The 18,892-nt window shown below is 69.9% G+C and carries 19 protein-coding genes; 10 read left to right on the top strand and 9 right to left on the bottom strand.

What is annotated here, in order from left to right:
* Window positions 1-4: 4 nt before the first annotated feature.
* From FB559_RS08865 to FB559_RS08855, 3 genes are all read right to left on the bottom strand, one after another.
* Complete coding sequence (locus tag FB559_RS08865) at window positions 5-706, bottom strand: hypothetical protein (protein WP_141955151.1); 702 nt, start codon at window positions 704-706, stop codon at window positions 5-7.
* 220 nt (window positions 707-926) lie between these two features.
* Window positions 927-1,823 carry a class I SAM-dependent methyltransferase gene (locus tag FB559_RS08860; RefSeq protein ID WP_141955150.1) on the bottom strand — a complete coding sequence of 299 codons (897 nt, stop codon included), beginning with the start codon at window positions 1,821-1,823 and terminating at the stop codon, window positions 927-929.
* A 56-nt stretch (window positions 1,824-1,879) separates the two neighbouring features.
* Window positions 1,880-2,644 carry an SDR family NAD(P)-dependent oxidoreductase gene (locus FB559_RS08855; RefSeq protein ID WP_141955149.1) on the bottom strand — a complete coding sequence of 255 codons (765 nt, stop codon included), beginning with the start codon at window positions 2,642-2,644 and terminating at the stop codon, window positions 1,880-1,882.
* Between the two features lie 103 nt (window positions 2,645-2,747).
* Between FB559_RS08855 and mshA the strand changes: the two genes are divergently transcribed.
* From mshA to FB559_RS08840, 3 genes are all read left to right on the top strand, one after another.
* Window positions 2,748-4,031, top strand: coding sequence for a D-inositol-3-phosphate glycosyltransferase (gene mshA, locus FB559_RS08850; RefSeq protein ID WP_425455058.1), 1,284 nt, complete (start codon window positions 2,748-2,750; stop codon window positions 4,029-4,031).
* Window positions 4,032-4,077: 46 nt separating this feature from the next.
* Window positions 4,078-4,617 (top strand): type III secretion system chaperone family protein, encoded by a 540-nt coding sequence (locus FB559_RS08845; RefSeq protein WP_141955148.1) that lies wholly within the window; start codon window positions 4,078-4,080, stop codon window positions 4,615-4,617.
* A gap of 123 nt (window positions 4,618-4,740) precedes the next feature.
* Window positions 4,741-5,541 carry an SAM-dependent methyltransferase gene (locus FB559_RS08840; protein WP_141955147.1) on the top strand — a complete coding sequence of 267 codons (801 nt, stop codon included), beginning with the start codon at window positions 4,741-4,743 and terminating at the stop codon, window positions 5,539-5,541.
* Between the two features lie 40 nt (window positions 5,542-5,581).
* Here FB559_RS08840 and FB559_RS08835 read toward each other — a convergent pair whose 3' ends face one another.
* On the bottom strand, window positions 5,582-6,421 hold the full coding sequence (locus FB559_RS08835) for a class I SAM-dependent methyltransferase (protein WP_141955146.1): 840 nt from the start codon (window positions 6,419-6,421) through the stop codon (window positions 5,582-5,584).
* A 106-nt stretch (window positions 6,422-6,527) separates the two neighbouring features.
* Here FB559_RS08835 and FB559_RS08830 point away from each other — a divergent pair, with 106 nt between their 5' ends.
* Complete coding sequence (locus FB559_RS08830; protein ID WP_141955145.1) at window positions 6,528-7,274, top strand: phosphoglyceromutase; 747 nt, start codon at window positions 6,528-6,530, stop codon at window positions 7,272-7,274.
* 171 nt (window positions 7,275-7,445) lie between these two features.
* Here FB559_RS08830 and phoU read toward each other — a convergent pair whose 3' ends face one another.
* Window positions 7,446-8,111 carry a phosphate signaling complex protein PhoU gene (gene phoU / locus FB559_RS08825; RefSeq protein ID WP_141955144.1) on the bottom strand — a complete coding sequence of 222 codons (666 nt, stop codon included), beginning with the start codon at window positions 8,109-8,111 and terminating at the stop codon, window positions 7,446-7,448.
* Window positions 8,112-8,275: 164 nt separating this feature from the next.
* Between phoU and FB559_RS08820 the strand changes: the two genes are divergently transcribed.
* Complete coding sequence (locus tag FB559_RS08820) at window positions 8,276-9,454, top strand: sensor histidine kinase (protein WP_141955143.1); 1,179 nt, start codon at window positions 8,276-8,278, stop codon at window positions 9,452-9,454.
* An 8-nt stretch (window positions 9,455-9,462) separates the two neighbouring features.
* A complete protein-coding gene (locus FB559_RS08815) occupies window positions 9,463-10,140 on the top strand; it encodes a response regulator (protein WP_483902904.1) in 678 nt (225 codons plus the stop codon).
* A gap of 50 nt (window positions 10,141-10,190) precedes the next feature.
* Here FB559_RS08815 and FB559_RS08810 read toward each other — a convergent pair whose 3' ends face one another.
* Both FB559_RS08810 and FB559_RS08805 read right to left on the bottom strand, forming a co-directional pair.
* Window positions 10,191-11,060, bottom strand: a complete 870-nt coding sequence (locus FB559_RS08810; RefSeq protein WP_141955141.1) for a hypothetical protein — start codon at window positions 11,058-11,060, stop codon at window positions 10,191-10,193.
* Window positions 11,061-11,194: 134 nt separating this feature from the next.
* On the bottom strand, window positions 11,195-11,917 hold the full coding sequence (locus tag FB559_RS08805) for a hypothetical protein (protein ID WP_141955140.1): 723 nt from the start codon (window positions 11,915-11,917) through the stop codon (window positions 11,195-11,197).
* A 293-nt stretch (window positions 11,918-12,210) separates the two neighbouring features.
* Here FB559_RS08805 and FB559_RS08800 point away from each other — a divergent pair, with 293 nt between their 5' ends.
* Together FB559_RS08800 and ispF are read left to right on the top strand one after the other, a co-directional pair.
* A complete protein-coding gene (locus FB559_RS08800; protein WP_141955139.1) occupies window positions 12,211-12,693 on the top strand; it encodes a CarD family transcriptional regulator in 483 nt (160 codons plus the stop codon).
* Between the two features lie 25 nt (window positions 12,694-12,718).
* The gene (gene ispF / locus FB559_RS08795; protein WP_141955138.1) at window positions 12,719-13,180 is read left to right on the top strand and encodes a 2-C-methyl-D-erythritol 2,4-cyclodiphosphate synthase; all 462 of its coding nucleotides are present in this window, start codon (window positions 12,719-12,721) and stop codon (window positions 13,178-13,180) included.
* 528 nt (window positions 13,181-13,708) lie between these two features.
* Here ispF and fahA read toward each other — a convergent pair.
* Together fahA and FB559_RS08785 are read right to left on the bottom strand one after the other, a co-directional pair.
* Window positions 13,709-14,914 carry a fumarylacetoacetase gene (fahA, locus tag FB559_RS08790; protein ID WP_141955137.1) on the bottom strand — a complete coding sequence of 402 codons (1,206 nt, stop codon included), beginning with the start codon at window positions 14,912-14,914 and terminating at the stop codon, window positions 13,709-13,711.
* A gap of 87 nt (window positions 14,915-15,001) precedes the next feature.
* A complete protein-coding gene (locus FB559_RS08785) occupies window positions 15,002-16,306 on the bottom strand; it encodes a DUF2637 domain-containing protein (RefSeq protein ID WP_141955136.1) in 1,305 nt (434 codons plus the stop codon).
* A 253-nt stretch (window positions 16,307-16,559) separates the two neighbouring features.
* Here FB559_RS08785 and FB559_RS08780 point away from each other — a divergent pair, with 253 nt between their 5' ends.
* Together FB559_RS08780 and cysS are read left to right on the top strand one after the other, a co-directional pair.
* Complete coding sequence (locus FB559_RS08780; protein WP_141955135.1) at window positions 16,560-17,324, top strand: DUF6585 family protein; 765 nt, start codon at window positions 16,560-16,562, stop codon at window positions 17,322-17,324.
* Window positions 17,325-17,431: 107 nt separating this feature from the next.
* Entirely contained in the window at window positions 17,432-18,823 is a 1,392-nt protein-coding gene (gene cysS / locus FB559_RS08775; RefSeq protein WP_141955134.1) for a cysteine--tRNA ligase, read from the top strand.
* The last annotated feature ends 69 nt before the right edge of the window (window positions 18,824-18,892 follow it).

Here is an 18,892-nt window from a genome sequence, read left to right as displayed (position 1 = left end):
CGGCTCAGGCCCCCATGATGTGCGAGGCCCGCGTGCGCATCATCGGAAGATGCTCACGTACAAGAAGTCCGCTCGCCGCCAGGATCCACAGCCCCAGCAGCACCATCGGAATGTAGGTCGGCACCCAGCCACCGGGTGCCCACGCCCCCTTGGTCGCCCACACGGTGAAGGCCGCCACCAGTGAGATCAGCGCGACGATGCCGGCGAAGATGGCCATCCACATCGGGAAGACGTGCGTCCGGGCGATGGCCATGGCGACGGCGGCGAGTGGCAGCGCCATCGCGATCCCGGCGATCGTCGCCATGACGGCCGTGGCGCTGTACGGCACGGCGGCGAGGATCAGCAGGCCCGCGTGCACCGTCAGGGCGTACACCGTGGCGCCGAACAGGGAAATGGCGACGAAGGCGATCGCGGAGACGAAGATGAAGCCGGCCAGCACGATCGCGGGCAGGTCACTCCGGTCATCCGCGCGCCGGAAGGCGGCGGCCAGCGTCGCGCCGAACCACAGGAACAGCGCGATCGCGATGGAGTAGAGAATGGCCGCCAGCAGGATCCGGCCCCGGTTGTCGTTCAGGTACGAGGCGATCACGCCCATCGTGTCCGTGCTCCGGGGTGCCCCACCCATCACTATCCGGGCGACGATCGCGAGGATCACCGCGCCGATACCGGCTAGGCCACCCCACCGCATCTCGTGGCCTTCACGCATAAGAACCATCTCCTCAGGTGAGCCGAGTCGTATCTCCACCGTTCAGCGCGCGGAGACCGACTTCCATGGGCGAAAGTCCTGACTTCGGGCATCCGAATGGCGGCACGGCCGATGAGGTCAAGGCATCCGAACAGCGATTCTGACTTCGGTCAGCGATCGGGCAGGCGAGTGCCGGACGGGACTCATGGGCAAATTGCGAGGGGCCCGCCCTGACCGATGGTCAGGAACGCGGTGCGCGCGGGTGCGGGACCGCCGGCCCGGCGGCCGACCAAGGAAGGGTGACCTCGCCGAGCCGCCAGCGTGCCCGGCCGCCTAGCGGCGCACGGGTGTGGACGGGGTGGTCGCGGGCGAGGAGCCCGACCGCGGCGATCCAGCGCTGGCGGGGACCGAACACCGACTGCGGCGCCGCGGCCGCCCAGGCGCGGTCGAACGCGGCCAGCAGCTCGTGCACCTGTTCGCCGGGTACGTTGCGGTGGATCAGCGTCTTCGGCAGCCGCTCGGCCAGCTCGGACGGGCGCGGCAGCGACGCGAGATGCGCCGCGAAGGTGATCGTGGCCGGAACGGCCACCGGCGGCCGTCCACGCGGACCCGGCGCGGATCCGCCGTGGGGGACCGCCGCACCGCCCGGGCGCCCACGGTGCAGGGACGCCCAGACGGCGCGGCGGCCGATCTCGTCGCAGGTGCCCTCCACGAGCACGCCGTCCGGTGCCAGGCCGGCGCACAGCCGGTCCCAGGCCGCCCACGCGTCGGCCTCCTCGTACTGGCGTAGCACGTTGAACGCGCGGATCAGCGCCGGCGGGCGTTCGACCGGCAGCTCGAAGCCGCCCAACCGGAACGACAGCCCCTCCCGCAGGCAGGGCCGGGCCGCGGCGACCCGGGCCGGGTCGATCTCGATCCCGACGACCTCCACCCGCGGATGCACCGCGCGCAGCCGCGCGAACAGCTCGGCGGTCGTGACCGGCGAGGCTCCGTACCCCAGGTCGACGACCAGCGGCCGGTCGTGGCGGCGGAGCAGCGGGCCGTGGACATGGGCGATCCAGCGGTCGACGCGGCGCAGCCGGTTGGGTGCCGTCGTCCCGCGCGTGCTGGTCCCCTCGGGCCGCCGTCCCTGAGACATGGCGCCAAGTGTGGCCTCCGCCGTACGCCCCCGGCCGGGGACGTGCCGGCCGGAGGTCAGACCCGATGGACCTTGTGCGCCGCGGCCTGGGCGCGTGGCTGGACGTCGATGCGGTCGATGTTGACGTGCGCGGGCCGGGTGACCGCCCACGCGACGCAGTCCGCGATGTCCTCGGCGCTCAGGGGTTCGGCCACACCCTCGTACGTCTTGGCCGCCTTCTCCGCGTCGCCCTTGAACCGTACGAGCGAGAACTCCGCGGTCGCCACCATGCCGGGGGCCACCTCGGTCACGCGTACCGGCTGGTCGTACAGCTCGAGTCGGAGTGTGCCGTTGACCGCTGCGGCGGCGTGCTTGGCGGCCGTGTAGCCGGCACCGCCCTCGTAGACGGCGTGGGCGGCCAGCGAGGTGATGTTGACGATGTGCCCCGCGCCGCTCTCGACCAGCATCGGCAGCAGGGCCTTGGTGGTCCGCATCAGGCCGAGCACGTTGGTGTCGTACATGCGCTGCCAGTCGTCGGGATCGGCGCTCGACACGGGGTCGAGGCCGAACGCGCCGCCCGCGTTGTTGACGAGGACGTGGCACTGCCGCACCGCCGCCGCGAGAGCCGCCACCGACTCCGCTGAGGTCACGTCGAGGGTGACGACCGCCACGCCGCCTCGCCGGCCGGACGGGTCGGCGGCCTCGATCTCGGCGGCCAGCTCGTCGAGGCGGTCCCGCCGCCGCGCGGCCAGCACGACGTCGAACCCCTCGGCGGCGAGTCTGCGTGCGGTCGCCGCGCCGATGCCACTGCTTGCTCCGGTCACCACTGCTGTCTTACGCACGTGGGTCATCATCGCAGCCGTTTGGCCGACGGCCGACCGGGGAGATCCGGTGACGGGAATGTCACGTTGTGGTCGGTAGGTTCTCCTATCGGAGGTGGTGTCCGTGTCACGTCTTGCCCGGGTGGCGACGATCAGCGTCCATACCTCGCCCCTGGACCAGCCGGGGACGGGGGATGCCGGGGGAATGAACGTCTACATCGTCGAGGTCGCCAAGCGAATGGCGGAGCGCGGGATCGAGGTCGACCTGTTCACGCGGGCGACCTCGCGCACGCTCCCGCCGGTGGCCGAACTCGCACCGGGGGTGCTCGTCCGGCACGTCTCGGCGGGACCATTGGAGGAACTGGACAAGTCCGAACTACCGAACCAGATGTGCGCCTTCACCTCGGGACTGTTGCGCACCGAGGCCGCACACGAGCCGGGCCACTACGACCTGATCCATTCGCACTACTGGCTGTCGGGGCAGGCCGGCCATGCCGCGCGGATGCGCTGGGGCGTCCCGCTCGTCCACTCGATGCACACGCTCGCGAAGGTCAAGAACGCCGCGCTCGCCGACGGCGACACACCCGAGCCACTCGGCCGCGTACTGGGTGAGCAGCGGGTCGTGGACAGCGCCGACCGTCTCATCGCGAACACCGCGGATGAGGCGAGCCAGCTCCGCACGCTGTACGACGCGGATCCGCAGCAGGTGGAGACGGTTCTGCCGGGTGTCGACCTGACGACGTTCACCCCGGAGGCTCCGGGTGAGGCGAAGCCGTCGCACGTGGAGGCACGTCGCCGCCTCGGGCTGCCGCCGGACCGGTCGGTGCTGCTGTTCGTCGGCCGCATCCAGCCGTTGAAGGCACCCGACGTGCTGATCCGCGCCACCGCGGCGATGGTGGAGCGCGAGCCACGGCTGCGCGACCGGCTGCTGGTCGCCGTCGTGGGCGGGCCCAGCGGCTCGGGCCGTTCCCGTCCGCGTGAGCTCGTCGAGCTCGCGGCGCGGCTGGGGGTAGCAGACATGGTGCGCTTCGAGCCGCCGTGTCCGCAGTCCGAGCTGGCCGACTGGTACCGCGCGGCGGACATCACGGTCGTCCCGTCGCACAGCGAGTCCTTCGGGCTGGTGGCGGTCGAGTCACAGGCGTGCGGCACCCCGGTGGTCGCCGCGGCGGTCGGCGGTCTGAAGACGGCCGTACGTGACGGCGTCTCCGGCGTACTCGTGCGGGGGCACGAGCCGGCCGACTACGCGCGCGTGCTGCTCGACCTGCTCGACGCCCCGCGCCGGCTGCGCCGGATGTCGGCGGAGGCGGCGAGGCACGGCGCGGCGTTCGGCTGGGAGGCGACGGCCGACCGGCTCCTGGAGATCTACGCCAAGGCCGTAGGAGAGCGGGCGATGGCCGCCTCGGCGTGAACCCGCGACATGATGGTGCCCTTTCCCGCCGACCTGAGGAGCCGTTATGAGCGAGGATTCCGGCCGTTCGGACGCCGGCCTGGACGCCGCTTCGGAGGCCGATCCGGACGAGGCGCTCAAGGTGATCCTGGAGGACCAGGGACTGGAGTACGAACGGCCGCGCGCCGGGGCGTACCTGGTCAAGCTCCCCGGACAGCACAAGCTGGCCACGATGACCTGGCTCGTCGCCGGGGAGCACAGCCTGCACGTCGAGGCGTTCTTCTGCCGTCAGCCGGACGAGAACCACGCGGAGTTCTACCGTCATCTGCTCAGCAAGAACGGCGGCATGTACGGCGTGGCGTTCGCCCTCGACCCGATCGGCGACGTCTACCTCGTCGGGCGGCTGCCGCTGTCGGCGGTCACGCCGGAGGAGATCGACCGCATCCTCGGCTGCGTGCTCACCTACTCCGACGACAACTTCGACCGTGCGCTGGAGCTCGGATTCGCCGGCTCGATCCAGCGGGAGTGGGACTGGCGGGTCAAGCGCGGTGAGAGCCTCGCCAACCTCCAGCCGTTCGCCCGGATCCTCCCAGATGCAAAGGAATGAGGCGATGCCGCTCATTCTGGCCAAATAGGAACAGATTCTAGTTTTGCGGTGATTCCGTAACTCTGAGTCGCCTCGTCTAGTTAAGCTCTGTCCGGAAAGCGCGGGATCGGACGGAGGGACGTCATGGAAGACCCGGAAGAGGTCGACCTTCACACCCCCAACGCGGCCCGGATGTATGACTACTACCTCGGCGGCAAGGACAACTTCGCCTCCGACCGCGACGCGGCCGAGAAGGCCCTGGAGTTCGCGCCGCAGATCCGTCTCGCCGCCCGGCAGAACCGCGCGTTCATGGGCCGCGCCGTCCGTTACCTCGCCAAGGCGGGAGTCCGCCAGTTCCTTGACGTCGGGACCGGCCTGCCGACGCAGAGCAACGTCCACGAGGTGGCGCAGGACGCCGCCCCGGACTCCCGCGTGGTCTACGTCGACAACGACCCGGTGGTGCTCGCCCATGGCCGGGCCATCCTGGGCGGGGCGGAGAACGTCCACATCGTCCACGCGGACCTGCGTTCCCCGAAGGAGATCCTGGACAGCCACGAGGTGCGGCAGCGGCTCGACTTCGACGCGCCGATCGCGATCCTCCTGGTGGCCATCGTGCACTTCCTCCAGGACGATGACGACCCGGAGTCGATCGTGGCACGCTTCCGCGAAGCCCTGCCGGCCGGCGGCCACCTCGTGCTCAGCCACGTCTGCGGCGAGGCGCTGCCCCGGTCGGTCCCCGGCGTCACCGAGGTCTACAAGCACTCCACGACCCCGATCGTGGCCCGCAGCCCGGACCGTATCGCGGGGTTCTTCGGCGACCTCGAACTCGCCGAACCCGGCCTGGTCAACGTTGCGCAATGGCGCCCGGACTCAGAGGAGACCAGGCGGATCGCCGAAAAGTACCGGCGCCCCTACTTCCTCGCAGGCGTCGGCCGGAAGAACTGAGCCGGACCGGCTGACCCACCTCCCGCGCGGGTCGGTGCACCTAGATCGTCGCGGCGATGACGTGGGCGCCCGCTCCCGGTGGCGGGGTGGCCATGCCGCTCTCGTACCGCGTGCAGACGTCGTGGTAGTCGAGGTTCTCGATATCGCGGAAGCCCAGGTCACGTAGCTGCGCGACAAGATCCTCGGCGGCGAAGTGGCTGAGAAGGGGCTCGCCGTTCGCGGCGGTCCAGGCGGCGCGGGCCTCGTGCGCGGCGCGGAAGGGCGGTGCCAGCGTGTCCGGTGGATCGAGGTAGTCGAAGACGACCCCGGAACCTCGGGGGAGGGCGGCGATGAAGGCGAGCGTCCCGAGCACCGCCTGGGGCGTGAGGTAGGGCACCACGCCGGCCCACACGAAGAACGCCGGGCGGTCGGCGTCGAACCCCGCCTCGGCCAGGCCCCCGGCCAGGCTCGACCGCTCGAAGTCGATCGGGGCGAAGGTCAGCGATGGCGGCTCCGCGATCCCGGCGGCGGCCAGGCGCTCGCGCTTCCACTCCTGGGTGGCGGGAAAGTCCACCTCGAACACCCGCGGCCCCGCAGGTCCGTACGGGCTGCGGTAGGCGAAGGTGTCCAGGCCGGCCCCGAGGATGACCACCTGGCGCACTCCGCGCGACACCGCCGCCGCCAGGGCCTCCTCGGCGTAGCGGGCACGAGCGGTCACGACCAGCCGGGCCATCTCGTTCGCGGCGTCGAAGGACGTCTCGAAGGCCGGGTCGCCGGCGTCCGGGCCGAGGATGCGAGCCGCGAGCGGGTCGCTGAACACGCGACCGTCCTCGATCTCCTGGTGCGCCGCGCGTGCTGCGGCGACACCGAGAGCGGTGATGCTGGGCCGGCCGGTCTGCATGGGGCGCCCCTCCGGATCGTCCAGAGCGCCCATTGTGTCAGCCGCATCGTTCTGACCCGGGTATCGCCGCTTTGGGGTGTTATGGGACCCAGTAGGCTCGCTGGCTATGGCGACATTGGTACTTCTCCGGCACGGAGAGAGCGTCTGGAACGCCGAAGGGCTGTTCACCGGCTGGGTTGACGTCGACCTTTCCGAAAAGGGGGAGGAGGAGGCGGTCGCCGGCGGCGACCTCCTGCTCGACGCCGACCTGCGGCTCGACGTCGTGCACACCTCCCTGCTCAAGCGCGCGATCCGCACGGCCAACATCGCGCTCGACGCGGCCGAGCAGCTGTGGATCCCCGTACGCCGTTCGTGGCGGCTCAACGAGCGGCACTACGGTGCGCTGCAGGGCAAGAACAAGGCGCAGACTCGCGAGGAGTACGGCGAGGAGCAGTTCATGACCTGGCGCCGCTCCTATGACACCCCGCCGCCGCCGATCGCCGACGACGACCCGCTGTCGCAGGTCGACGACCCGCGCTACGCGCTGCTGCCGCCGGAGATCGTCCCGCGCACCGAGTGCCTCGCGGACGTGGTCGACCGGATGCTGCCGTACTGGTACGACGCGATCGTGCCGGATCTCGCGGCGGGCAACACCGTCCTGGTCGCCGCGCACGGCAACTCCCTGCGCGCGCTCGTCAAGCATCTCGACGGCATCTCCGACGACGACATCGCGGGGCTGAACATCCCGACCGGAATCCCGCTGCTGTACGAGCTGGACGACAACTTCGAGCCGCTGAAGAAGGGCGGCGAGTACCTCGACCCGGAGGCCGCGAAGGCGTCCATCGAGGCCGTCAAGAACCAGGGCAAGAAGTAGGACCGATCATGGAAAGGCCCCCTTGCCTGCGTTTCCGCCGCAGGCAAGGGGGCCGCTCGTGGTCGAGTGATCAGGTACCGGCCGATTCCGCCTGACGGTCGCGCCGGCATCACCGCTGAAACCAAAGAAGCCCCGGCGCGACCGCCGGGGCTTCCTCGTCCTGGGGACGCGTCAGAGCGCGACCTCGCCGATCTCTTCGGGGTGCTGGCCGGTGACCAGGTACACGACGTTCTCCGCGACGTGTACCGCGTGGTCGGCGAAACGCTCGAAGTAGCGGCCGGCCAGGGAGATGTCCACGGCCGGCTCCACCCCATGGCCCCACTTCGGCGACAGCAGCGCGTCGAACAGCTTGCGGTGCAGCCGGTCCATCTGGTCGTCGTCGACGTCCAGTTCGAGACCCATCTGGACGTCCTGTGAGGCGATCACGCTGCCCGCCTTGGCGATCATGCGTTCGGCGATCTGGCCCATCTCCAGGACGGTCGCGTGGAGTTCCGGCGGGATGGCCGACTCCGGGTGGCGCCGCCGCGCCGTCTTGGCGAGGTGGACGGCGAGATCGCCCATGCGCTCGAGGTCACCGCTCATGCGCATGGCGGTGATGAGAGTGCGCAGGTCGTTGGCGACGGGCTGCTGGCGGGCCATCAGGTCGAAGACGGTCTGCTCGATCTCCGTCTCCAGCTTGTTGACCTGGTCGTCAGCGCCGATCACTTCTTCGGCGAGGCGGAGGTCGGCGTCGAGCAGGGCGGTGCTGGCCCGGGCCATCGCCGACCGCACCAGCCGCGTCATCTCCACGAGCTTGTCGGAGAGTCCGTCGAGCTCCTCATGGTAGGCGTCGCGCATTCGAATCCTTCAGTTAGGCACTCAGTGGACACTTTTATCCGTTTAGCAGGATTGTCGCCCGCCATGAACGGTTGTGTAGGTGCAGGTTAACTTTGCACGAACGTACTTGCGGGTAAGCGCATAGGGGAACAGACCTGGTCAGAGTCCAGCCTACGATCCAAGATGTGGATGTGGAGGTTGTCGCGACTCTGGCAGGCGCCGCAGGGCTGGTGACCGGTCTGGTGACCGCATTGGCCGTACGGGCCAGCGAACGTGCCCAGCGCCCCGCTCCGGCCATCCCTCAGGCCGCCGGTCTGCCGACCGGCGTTGCCTCTGTGCTCAGCGTTCTGCGCTCGTCCGCGGTCGTGATCGACAGCGACGACCGCGTCCTGCGGGCCAGTTCGGCCGCGCGCGCCTTCGGCATCGTCAGCGGCGATCGCCTGGTGATCGACCGGCTGCTGGCCATGGCGCGCCTCGTACGCCGCGACGGCGAGATCCGCGAAGAGGAGATCGAGGTCATCCACGGGCGCCGCGAGGGCCGCTGGTTCGCGGTACGCGTCGCGCCCATGGGTTCACACGGCCTCGTCCTCGTACTGGCCGAGGACCTGACCGAGCTCCGCCGGGTCGACGCGATCCGCCGCGACTTCGTGGCGAACGTCAGCCACGAGCTCAAGACCCCGGTGGGCGCCCTGTCGCTCCTGTCCGAGACGATCGAGGACGCCGCCGACGACCCCGAGGCCGTGCGCCGCTTCGCCAAGCGCATGCAGCACGAGTCGGTCCGCCTCACCAATGTCGTCCAGGACCTGATCACGCTCTCCCGGCTGCAGGGCGGAGAGCCGGTCGCCGAGCCCAAGGTCGTCTCGCTCGACGACGTCGTGCACGACGCGGTGGACCGCTGCCGGCTCAAGGCCGAGCCCAAGGAGATCACCCTTGCCATCGGCGGCCGCGAGGGTCTCAAGGTGCACGGCGAGGAGGAGCTCCTGATCACCGCGGTGCGCAACTTCATCGACAACGCGATCGCCTACAGTCCCGAGCACACCAGGGTGGTCGTCTGCACCCGGCTGGCCGACGAGCGGCACGCGGAGATCAGCGTGACCGACCAGGGCATCGGGATCCCCGAGGCCGACCTGCAACGCATCTTCGAACGTTTCTACCGGGTCGACCCGGCGCGTTCCCGGCAGACCGGTGGCACCGGTCTCGGACTCGCCATCGTCAAGCACGCCGCGACCCGGCACCGGGGCGAGGTCAACGTCTGGAGCAAAGAAGGCTCCGGATCGACGTTCACCATCCGCCTGCCCCTGTTGACCACCTCCGCATCCGCGAAGGAACAGATCGATCAAGCCACCGTACGGGAGGCCCCCTAGTGACCCGAGTGCTCGTCGTGGAAGACGAGGAGTCGTTCAGCGACGCGCTGTCGTACATGTTGCGGAAAGAGGGCTTCGAGGTCGCCGTCGCGGCGACCGGACCGGATGCCCTCGAATCGTTCGACCGCGCCGGTGCCGACCTCGTCCTGCTCGACCTGATGCTGCCCGGGCTGCCCGGCACAGAGGTGTGCAGGGAGCTGCGCACCAAGTCCAACGTCCCCGTCATCATGCTGACCGCCAAGGACAGCGAGGTCGACAAGGTCGTCGGCCTCGAGCTGGGCGCGGACGACTACGTCACCAAGCCGTTCTCCTCACGGGAGCTCGTCGCCCGTATCCGCGCGGTGCTGCGGCGCCGCGGCGACGTCGAGGAGCTCGCCCCGCCCACCCTTGAGGCCGGACCGGTGCGCATGGACGTCGAACGCCATGTCGTGACCGTCTCGAGCCGCGAGGTGCCGCTCCCGCTGAAGGAGTTCGAACTCCTGGAGGTGCTGCTGCGCAACGCAGGCCGGGTGCTGACCCGGATGCAGCTCATCGACCGGGTGTGGGGCGCGGACTACGTCGGGGACACCAAGACCCTGGACGTCCACATCAAGCGTCTGCGGGCCAAGATCGAGCCGGTCCCGTCGACACCGCGTTTCATCATCACGGTGCGGGGTCTCGGCTACAAGTTCGAGCCCGACGAGTGACAGCCCGCCTCATGGTCCCACGCGGGGATCATGAGGCGGGAGTCGCCGTCTCAGGCCGTCGGCGTGGCCGAGGGCCGTTTTTTCGACGTGGTGTGCTGCGTCTTGGTCTTGTGGGTCCTGGTCTTCTTCTGCGTCTTGCTCTTGTCCGCGGCCGCGGGCGGTGCCACTGGCGGCGTGGCGGACGGCGCCGGCGCCGCCGGTGCGGGCGAGTAGGTGCTGTAGTAGCCGTTGCGCGGCACCACCGGGATGTTCAGGGCGATCGTTCCCGCCTGCTGGAAGTGCAGGGTCAGCCGCACCGTCTCACCGCCCGAGTAACCCTTCGTGATGCCCTTGAGGATCACCTTGGACGAGGTCGACGGGCTCGGAGGCGGGGCGACCGGCGGAGTGGCGGGCGCGCTGCTGCCGGAGGCGCCGGGCGTGGGCGTACCCGTGGTGGCCTTGGGGGACTGGCCGGCACCCGGCGTATGCCGGGGCTTGACCGCACGGCCCTTCGCCTTCGTGGGCGTGGGAGTCGGCGTGACGCTCGGAGCCGTGCCGGGGGCCTGTGGCGGCGCGGGAGGCTGGACCGTGGTGATCAGCCTGCTCGGCGGCAGGTCGACCGCTCCGCCGGCGATCTCGACCGACTGGGCCACGCCGGGCGCCTCGACGGCGACGAGGCGGTCGGGCGAGGCGGCGTTGTTGACGAACCACGCGTAGAGCGGCACCGAGTCGCCCGCGGCGAGTTTCTGCCCGGACGCGGGGCCCAGCAGGAACGCGTTGCGGATGTCGACCAGATGCGCGGAGGCGTTGACGCCCTCGTTCAGCTGGGTCGGCAGCGCGCTCTGCGGATGCTGCCCGGCCGCGCAAGCGGACACCAGCGGGGCGACGGCGAACACGCCGGCCACGGCGATGGCAGCGGCCCTGCGGCTGTTGCGGCTCACGGCGTCGTACTCTCCTTGCGGGAGTGGAGCATTTCCGGATCTTTCGGGTGGGCGCGCTAAACGCCACAGGGAAGCGTAGCGGTACCCGTGGCGCGACGATGCGGGGGGCCGACGAGGCCGTGTCCCGCGCGTGTTCAGCTCGGAGTCTGCAGCGGCCGAAGATCGGCGGAAACGTCGCGGCCGGCCTGGATGCCCTTGAGGATCTTGCGGACGATCCGGTCGGTGCGTACCAGGACCGCGGTCAGCCCGGTCGTCCTGTACGTCGAGGAGAGCACCCGGTCGGGGTCGTCGGCGACGAGGGTGCCGCCGGGCGTGGCGCCGCTCGCGAGGCGGCTGACGTCGCCGTCGTTCTTGTCCGTACGGTCGTCGGCGACCAGCCAGACCTGGAGCCGCTGATCGCCCGCCTGCCGGATGACGCCCTGGGCGGCGGCGTCACAGCGGCAGTCACGGGGTACGACAAGAACGACTCCGGCGACATTCACGAGATCGGTGACGGGGACACGCTTGTGACGGAAGATCACGTTGCCGGCGGGCAGTGCTCCACCGGCGTCTCCCGGGCGCGAACGCTGCGGCCCGGTCGGCGGGACCTGGATGGCGCGGGGGTTCGGGCGAGGTGAGATGACGGTCATCAGCACGCCACTGATCAAGGCGATGAGCACGGCACTGGCGATGAAGGGGGCGGCGATGCCGTAGCGCGTGAAGGGACGTCCGAGCCGCTGCCAGCGGTCATGTCGGCGCCGTTGTCGCAGCTCACGCCGGTACGCGATGACGTCACGATCAAGCTCTCTGGCGTCATCCGGTACGACGACGTCGACCTTGGGCAGCCCGTAGTCGTCATGGTCGCCGTGAAGCCCCACGCCACACCTACCTTCTCGGACCACTGTGGTCGTGCGCGGGTACCGAGGCTCCCGCCGAGCCGGGCTCAGGGGGCTTCAGACCCGTGCCGATCCGTCCAACTCCAGTATGAGCCGCTTCCGCCGCTGTGTGCGCGGTGCCGGCCAATCCGATCGGTGAGGCTGGGTGCTGCACGTGATTCGAGCTTTGTCAATACCCTAATTACCGTGCTGACCTGCGCATATGCCGGTAACGTCGGTTCAGCAGGTCCTCGCAGCGTGCTACCCTTATCCATAGCGGAAGGGGTACTTGTCACATGACTTTCAAGGTCGGCGACACTGTCGTCTACCCCCATCATGGGGCTGCTCGGATCGAAGCCATCGAGACTCGTGCCATCAAAGGTCAGGACAAGACCTACCTGGTGTTGAAGGTCGACAAGGGCGATCTCACAGTTCGTGTCCCTGCGGAGAATGCCGAGCTCGTCGGCGTTCGTGACGTGGTTGGCCAGGAAGGGCTGGAGAAGGTGTTCGAGGTGCTGCGGGCACCATACACCGAAGAGCCCACCAACTGGTCGCGACGCTACAAGGCGAACCTCGAGAAGCTTGCGTCGGGCGACGTGAACAAGGTAGCCGAGGTCGTCCGGGATCTTTGGCGGCGTGACAAGGAGCGTGGCCTGTCGGCAGGCGAGAAGCGCATGCTGGCCAAGGCACGTCAGATACTGGTCAGCGAGCTGGCGCTGGCCGAAAAGACCAACGAGGACAAGGCCGAGGCGCTCCTCGACGAAGTACTGGCCGGCTAGCCGGTTGGCAACACTTGTCCCACGGGTGGGCGTCGGAGTCGACGTCCACCCGTTCGGTTCGGGGCGTCCCCTGCGGATCGCGGGCCTTGACTGGCCCGGCCAGGGCGATGGCCTCCAGGGCCACTCCGACGGAGACGCCGCCGCCCACGCGGCATGCGATGCCCTGCTGACCGCGGCCGGCCTCGGAGACCTGGGAGCGGTGTTCGGCACCAGCGACCACCGCTGGTCGGGTGCCTCCGGCACCACTCTGCTCGCCGAGGTCCTGCGCCGCCTGGACGAGGCCGGCTACACGATCGGCAACGTGGCCATCCAGATCATCGGAAACCGCCCGAGGATAGGCCCACGCCGCCAGGAGGCGGAAAAGGCCCTCAGCGAGGCTCTGGGGGGCGCGGCGGTCAGTGTCTCCGCCACGACGACCGACGGCTTGGGCCTCACGGGCCGCGGCGAGGGCATCGCCGCGATCGCCACCGCTCTCGTCTTCCAGTAGCCGCCGCCGCGCGGCCCGCCGATGGGGGCGAGTTCGCTTCCCGGCACCGCCGATCCGTTCGGCCGCCTTACCGACCCGCCGCAAGGGACACCCAGGCTCAACCGAGGCGGGACGGCCGCGATGCCCGGCCCGCGTACGGCGGAGGGGTCGGCCGGTACGGCTTCGGCCTGTCTCGAAGCCCTCGGCTCGGGCTCCCATGGTCTTGGAGCCTGCCGGTCTTGGAGCCTGCCGGTCTTGGAGCCTGCCGGTCTTGGAGCCTGCCGGTCTTGGAGCCTGCCGGTCTTGGAGCCTGCCGGTCTTGGAGCCTGCCGGTCTTGGAGCCTGCCGGTCTTGGAGCCCACCCACCTGGAGCCCACCCACCTGGAGCCCACCCACCTGGAGCCCACCCGCCCGGGGGTGCCATCCCACTCTCATTGTCCAGCCAGAACAGCGACAGGCGGAAGTAGAGCGGGGTTCTGTGGATAACCCCGGGCACCAAGGCGACGCCACCCAGCCCCAGCCCCTGCCTTGTCGGCTCTCCGCTGCAGTTCAGGAGGGTGACGGGTAGACCGTCCCGACGACGTCGCCGAAGCCGATCGGGGTGATGTCGCTCGCGGTCGCCGTGGCGCTGATGCGTACCGTGTCGCCGTCCTCCAGGAAGGCGCGCGTGGTGCCGTCGGGCAGTTCGAGCGGCTCGTTGCCGTTCCAGGTGAGTTCGATAAGACTGCCGCGTTCGTCCCGCTCGGCTCCGGAGACGGTCCCGGACGCGAGCAGGTCACCCGTACGAAGCCACGCCCCGTTGACGGTCGTGTGCGCCAGTTGCTGCGGCGGTGTCCAGTACATCCCGGCGAACGGCGGCCGGCTCACCACATGGCCGTTGATCGAGATCTCCAGGGTCACGTCCAGGCCCCAGGGCTCCGCGCAGCGCAGGTACGGCAGGGGTTCCGGATCCTGTTCCGGCGGCGGTACGTGGGCGGCGTCCAGGGCTTCGACGGGCACCACCCACGGCGAGATGGACGTCGCGAAGGACTTGGACAGGAACGGCCCCAGCGGCTGGTACTCCCACGCCTGGATGTCCCGCGCGCTCCAGTCGTTGACCAGGACGAACCCGAACACGTGGTCGCGGAACCCGCTCGTCGGCACCGGTTGCCCCTGCGCCGACGGCGTGCCCACGACGAAACCGAGCTCCGCCTCGACGTCCAGCTTGGTCGTCGGGCCGAACACCGGGCCCTGGTCACCGCGCCGCTGCCCGCTGGGCCGTACGACGGGCGTACCCGACGGGACGACGCTGCCGGCGCGGCCGTGGTAGCCGACCGGCAGGTGCGACCAGTTCGGCAGCAGGGGTTCGGAGCCGGGGCGCAGGATCCGCCCGAGGTTCGTCGCGTGCTCGCGTGAGGAGTAGAAGTCGACGTAGTCCGAGACCTCGAACGGCATGTGCAGGTCGACGTCGGCCACCGGGGACAGGCACGGCTCGACCTCGTCGCGGTAGGACATGTCCGTGAGCAGGGTGATGAGCCGGTCGCGGGTGGGCTGCCAGACCGTACGGCCCGCGGCCATGAACCCGTTAAGTGATCCCGACGCGAACCATCTCCGGTCGGCGAGCAACCCCGCGTTCGCCAGCTCGGCCAGGTCGAGCACGAGCTCCCCGATGGCGACGCCGACGCGCGGCAGCTCGCCCCGCTGGGAGAAGACACCGTACGGGAGGTTGTTCACTCCGAAACCGCTGCCCTCGGGCACGGGCACCCAGGTACTCATTTACTAAGCGTTCCCCCTCAGAGCAGGTTTCACCAAGTCGAGGGGGGCATTACGGGCCTCATCCGAATCCGCCCGTACGCGGCCCGCTCAGTCCCGTGGCGGCGTCGGCGAGCTGCGGAACTTGCTGGACGGCGGCGTCGCCTCCATGTCGTCGTCGGGCCACCGGCCCGCGCTCGTGGTGTCCTCTCCGGCGTCCGGGTCCTCGGCGCGCTCGTCGGCGAACCCGTCGTCGTCCTCCTCCTCGGCGGCCGTGCCGACGAGCGGGATGCCGTCGGGGTGCGTGTCCGGCAGCTTGATGCCGTCCGGCTGGGTGTCGGTGAGGGCGGGCTGCCGCCGCGGTCCGCCGACCAGCCTCACGTCGGTGGGCAGGGTGGTCCTGGCCACAAGGCGCGGAGACGGCTCGTCCTCGGCCGGTTCCGCGGGCTGGTCGTTCATCGGCGCCTCCGCCAGGGGTTCGGGATCGGGCTCGGCCGGGTCTTCCGCCGTCTCGGGGTGGAGGCCGTCGTGGCGAGGCGCGGGCGGCAACAGTGGCTCGGGCTCGTCCGCCTCCGGCTGGGGGGCCCGGGAGGCGGGTACGGTCTCGGTCGGCTCGGTGTGCGCGTCGCCGGAAGGCGCCGGCTGGCCGGCGCCGCCCCAGGACGGGGGCACGGGGTCGCTCGGCTCCACCGGCCCGTACTCGTCGTCGCGGGATCCGGAGAGGCGCGCGCCCTCCCATGGCTCAGGCGGCGCCAGCAGCGCGGCGTCCCAGGGGTTCGACTCCGCCTCACCGGCGGGTACGGGCTCGCGTACCGGCTCCAGCTCCCTGATGGAGGCCGGGCGGGGCAGCGGCTTGGTCTCCGCCGGCTCGAAGCCCGGGATGATCGCCTTGTCGACGACGGTCGCGGGCACCGGCTCCACGGGCCCGGCGGGTCCTTCGCCCTCGGCAGCGCCACCGGACCGCCGGCGACGGCGCTCGCGGAGGCCCGGCATCTGCTTGATCATCGAGATCCAGAGCCAGACGGCGAGGATCAGGATCGTCCAGGGTGCCACGGCGACGCCGACGTTCACCCAGGTGTCCGGGAGGGCGGCGTAGCCCTTGACCGCGCGCTGCACGCTGGCCGCGCCCGCCCCGACGATCAGCACCATCAGCAGCAGCCAGCGCACCGAGCGGGCGAACCAGCCGGACCGGCGGGCGGTGAAGATCGCGAGGATGATCACGACGACCAGGCCGTCGAGCATCCCGGGATAGAGGTACGCCCAGCGCCGTGCGGCGCCGCCGCGGAGCGCCAGCAGGCGCAGGTCGTCATAGGACAGCACGAAGGTGCCGGCGGCCAGCGCGACGACGCCGAGGCCGCCGAGCGTCGCCAGGAACCTTCGCTGTGCCTTCGAATATTGCGTGGGGGTGAGTGTCATTTGGGGGGAAGCCAACCATCGGGGCGAACGGGGTGACCACCATCTTGGCCGTATTCAGCGGTTGTCGGTGTGAGCGCGGGCCGCGTGTCGCCGGGAGATCGGCCGTACCCGCTCTTGGCATACCCCCCGTGCGGGCTCTGGAAGCCGTACCGGAAGGATGTTGTGCCGCTTCGGGTCGTGCGCTTTTGGGTATGCGGCCATTCGTGTTGTTTTGTCGGCCACGGCACTCGATCATGGTGTTCCCTTGAGAGATGTGAGCATTCCTCCCCCCATCGACGGTCTTGCGAAGGATGAGCGGCTCGGCGAGCCGGTCAGCGTCCATGATCCGCGTACTGAGAACCCCCGCGCCCGTACCTGGCTGGTGGTCCTCGGGCTGCCCGGACTGGTGTTGCTGCCCTTCACCGTGAGATTCCTGATCCACGGGTTCGGGTGGGCCACGGTGCTGAGCGTGCTGCTCACCATCGGCTACCTCGGCGCGGCCGGCCGCATCCTGCTCCGTGACGTCCTGCCGGGCTACGGCAAGGTGGTCTACCTCTACGGGAACGGACTGATCCTCGCCGACCGCGGTGACATGAAGGTCTTCGCCTGGGACGCCATCAAGGAGATGCGCGTCTCCGGCGTACGCATCGGCTCGTCGGAGACGGTGAGCTGGCGCTGCGTGCTGGTCCGCGCCGACAGCACGGAGGCCGTCGTGGGCCCGGAGTTCCCCGGCGTGCAGGACGTGGTCGAGGCCGTGTCCTCGGCGGTGACCGAGCGGCTGTTGCCCAAGTACATCTCCCGGGTCGAGACGGGCGGCTCGGTGCGTTTCGGACCGTTCACGATCTCCCGCGAGGGCATCACCAAGGACGACGAGCAGGTGCCGTGGCCGCAGGTGGCCTCGGTCGAGATCAGCAACGGCATGGTCTACATGAACCGCCGCGACCGTACGGCCGGTATGACGGCCACTGCCGGAGAGGTGCCGAATGCCGTCGCCTTCAGTGAATTGGCGCGTCACGTACAGCGGGTCCAGACGGAATGAGGCGTGGCTGAGCGCGATCGCCGTCAGGGCATCCTGAGCGTCCGGGATCGCCCAACAAAGCGGATTTCCGTGCCGGGGGCGGACCCGCATCGAATAGCCTCTTACGCGTGAGCCTGCGCCTCTACGACACCGGTACCCGTGGCATCCGCGAATTCACCCCGCTGACCGCGGGCCATGCGGGCGTCTACGTTTGTGGTGCCACGCCGCAGGCCGCCCCCCACATCGGCCACATGCGCTCCGGCGTGACGTACGACCTGCTGTTCCGCTGGCTGGTCGCGTCCGGCTACGACGTCACGTTCGTCCGCAACGTGACCGATGTGGACGACAAGATCATCAATGTCGCCGCGCAGACGGGCACGCCGTGGTTCGCGGTCGCCGAGGCCAACCAGCGCGTCTTCAACAAGGGCTACGACGAGCTCGGCTGCCTGCCGCCGACCGTGGAGCCGAGAGCGACCGGCCACGTACCGGAGATGATCACGCTGATGCGGCGGCTCATCGAGGACGGGCACGCGTACAACGTCGGCGACGACGTCTACTTCGACGTCATGTCGTGGTCGGGCCGGTACGGCTCGCTGTCGCACCAGCGGCTCGACAGCATGCGGGCCGCCGGTGACTCGGTCGGCGATCACGCCAAGCACGACCCGCGCGACTTCGCGCTGTGGAAGGGCGCCAAGCCCGGCGAGCCGAGCTGGGAGACCCCGTGGGGCCCAGGCCGTCCGGGCTGGCACCTCGAGTGCTCCGCGATGGCCACCAAGTACCTCGGCCCGGCCTTCGACATCCACGGCGGCGGCGTCGACCTGATCTTCCCGCACCACGAGAACGAGCTCGCCCAGTCGGCCGCCGCCGGTGACGAGTTCGCCCGCTACTGGGTCCACAACGGGCTGCTCACCGTGAACGGCGAGAAGATGAGCAAGTCCATCGGCAACGTCGTGCTCCTGTCGGACCTGCTCGACAAGGCGCGCCCGGTCGAGGTCCGCTACTACCTCGGTTCCGCGCACTACCGCTCGATGATCGACTACTCCGACGAGGCCCTGCACGACGCCGCCGCCGCGTACCGGCGCATCGAGGCGTTCGTCGTACGCGCGGTGGAGATGGCCGGGCGGGTGGAGCCGGGCACGCTGCCGCAGGCGTTCGCCGACGCCATGAACGACGACCTCGGGGTGCCGCAGGCGCTCGCCGTCATCCACGAGGCGGTCCGCGAGGGCAACACCGCGCTGACCGCCGGCGACAAGGACACGCTCGTACGCGTCCTCGCCGAGCTGCGCGCGATGCTCGGCGTCCTTGGCATCGACCCGCTGTCGCCGCCGTGGGAAGGCGCGGACGAGGATCTGAGCGGCGTGCTCGACGCGCTGGTGTCCCTGGCGATCGAGCAGCGGCAGGCCGCACGCGAGCGCAAGGACTACGCCGCCGCCGACGCGATCCGCGACCGTCTCACCGCCGCCGGCATCCTCATCGAGGACACCCCGCGCGGTCCGCGCTGGGAACTCAAACGTTCCTGATGCGATTGGTGGGTGAGAGTCCGGGGACGTAACGTTCGAGAGGCTTCACACCCCACCGTTCTCGAGGTG

This window comes from Actinoallomurus bryophytorum (assembly GCF_006716425.1).
Lineage (GTDB): Bacteria > Actinomycetota > Actinomycetes > Streptosporangiales > Streptosporangiaceae > Actinoallomurus > Actinoallomurus bryophytorum.
This window is presented reverse-complemented; position numbering and strand designations above follow the sequence as displayed.